The 1,359-nt window shown below is 50.7% G+C and carries 2 protein-coding genes; both read left to right on the top strand.

What is annotated here, in order from left to right; translation table 11 throughout:
- The first annotated feature begins 142 nt into the window (after positions 1-142).
- Positions 143-703, top strand: a complete 561-nt coding sequence (locus BOW52_RS16800) for a hypothetical protein (RefSeq protein WP_236725807.1) — start codon at positions 143-145, stop codon at positions 701-703.
- A gap of 109 nt (positions 704-812) precedes the next feature.
- Positions 813-1,331, top strand: coding sequence for a hypothetical protein (locus BOW52_RS16795; protein ID WP_078485228.1), 519 nt, complete (start codon positions 813-815; stop codon positions 1,329-1,331).
- Positions 1,332-1,359: the final 28 nt, after the last annotated feature.

Here is a 1,359-nt window from a genome sequence, read left to right as displayed (position 1 = left end):
TTCGTCGTTCGCTCGCGCTCTCAACTACGAATAGGCAGACGGCGTCGACTATCGCGGACTAACCGCCTTCGCTTCGCTATCCATGGCGGTCAGCGAAGGTGAATTTTCCAAATGATTTCGGTTAAAAAAACGGGAGGCGAACATGGGCGGCATGGGTAGCGGACGGCATTGGTACTGGGGCTCGAAAGACTCTACCGACGATTACCGATCTATCGACGTGCGGCGCTGGAAACGGGATGGCCTGCTCGCCGCGCATCAATCCTTCGGCTGGCAATGGTCACAGCATGGTGAAGTAGTCGCCTCCATCCGCGTACGCACTGAATCAAATCGGGTAGTTCTCACCTACCGGCACCGGAGCGGCGGAGAGGACTGGAAAGACGAGAGCTACCCGGTGTATCTGGACTGGACGGCCTGTAATCTTGGCGGCGAACGCCCCTGGTTCCTCTGCCCCGCTCGTGGTTGTGGTCGGCGCGTGGCGATCCTTTATGGCGGCGGCATCTTTGCCTGCCGTCACTGTTACCAGTTGGCCTATCCAAGCCAGCGGGAAACCTGGGATGACCGGGCAGCAAGGAAAGCTGACCGAATCCGCGACAAGCTGGGATGGGAGCCGGGCATCCTCAACGGCAACGGCTGGAAGCCCAAGGGGATGCGCTGGAATACCTTCAAGAGGCTGACCACTCAGCAGATGCCTTCGTACAAATAACATTATCTGGTATTGCATCCAAACTAGTATTATGTGGGGAAAATTTAGAAGGCTAGATATAACTGAAAAAAACAAGTAGAACACCCACAACAAAATATGGACTAGTTTTATGGAAGTAGAAATTGACAAACTCATACAGTTTTCTAGCGACAATAACCTTATTGCAGCCGAAGAAGAACATGGCAGAGGGCATTGGTTGTTTTCTCCTAGCCCGGAGATTAGGGACATAGAAGATTACTGGCTACAAATGGAATCTTTTGGCATGAAAGGACTCCCTGAGTCTCTACCTGGAATATGGGCAGAAGAGAAAGACTATGCATCGTTGTCAGACAAAAACATATTCATGAATCTGTGGCAAGACCTCTACGAGCCATTAGACCACCACACAATCTATTTTTGCTGTGACATTGATTCATATCTATCAACTCCAGATGGTCAAGTTTTACTTCACAAAGGCTTCGAGAAAGTAGATGACTTCGATAATGAATCAGAAATTCACCAACACGTAATGAATTGGAGGAAGCGACTGTCCGGGGAAAGTCCAGAATCGTCTTTTCTATCGGGGAGTCGCTATTTTTGCGGAAGCTTGTTTTGGGCGTCCAAGCCCAAGCAAGCGGCAAATACTTAACGCGACCGTTTATGCCTACGGCGCCCCG

The organism is Solemya pervernicosa gill symbiont (genome assembly GCF_002020875.1).
Lineage (GTDB): Bacteria > Pseudomonadota > Gammaproteobacteria.
The sequence above is the reverse complement of the archived record's forward strand: the minus strand, read 5'-3'. Positions and strand labels throughout refer to the sequence as shown.

Excerpts from the sequence above, each read along its gene's own strand:
- BOW52_RS16795 (WP_078485228.1), top strand. The coding sequence starts at position 813 with ATGGAAGTAGAAATTGACAAACTCATACAGTTTTCTAGCGACAATAAC.
- BOW52_RS16800 (WP_236725807.1), top strand. The coding sequence starts at position 143 with ATGGGCGGCATGGGTAGCGGACGGCATTGGTACTGGGGCTCGAAAGAC.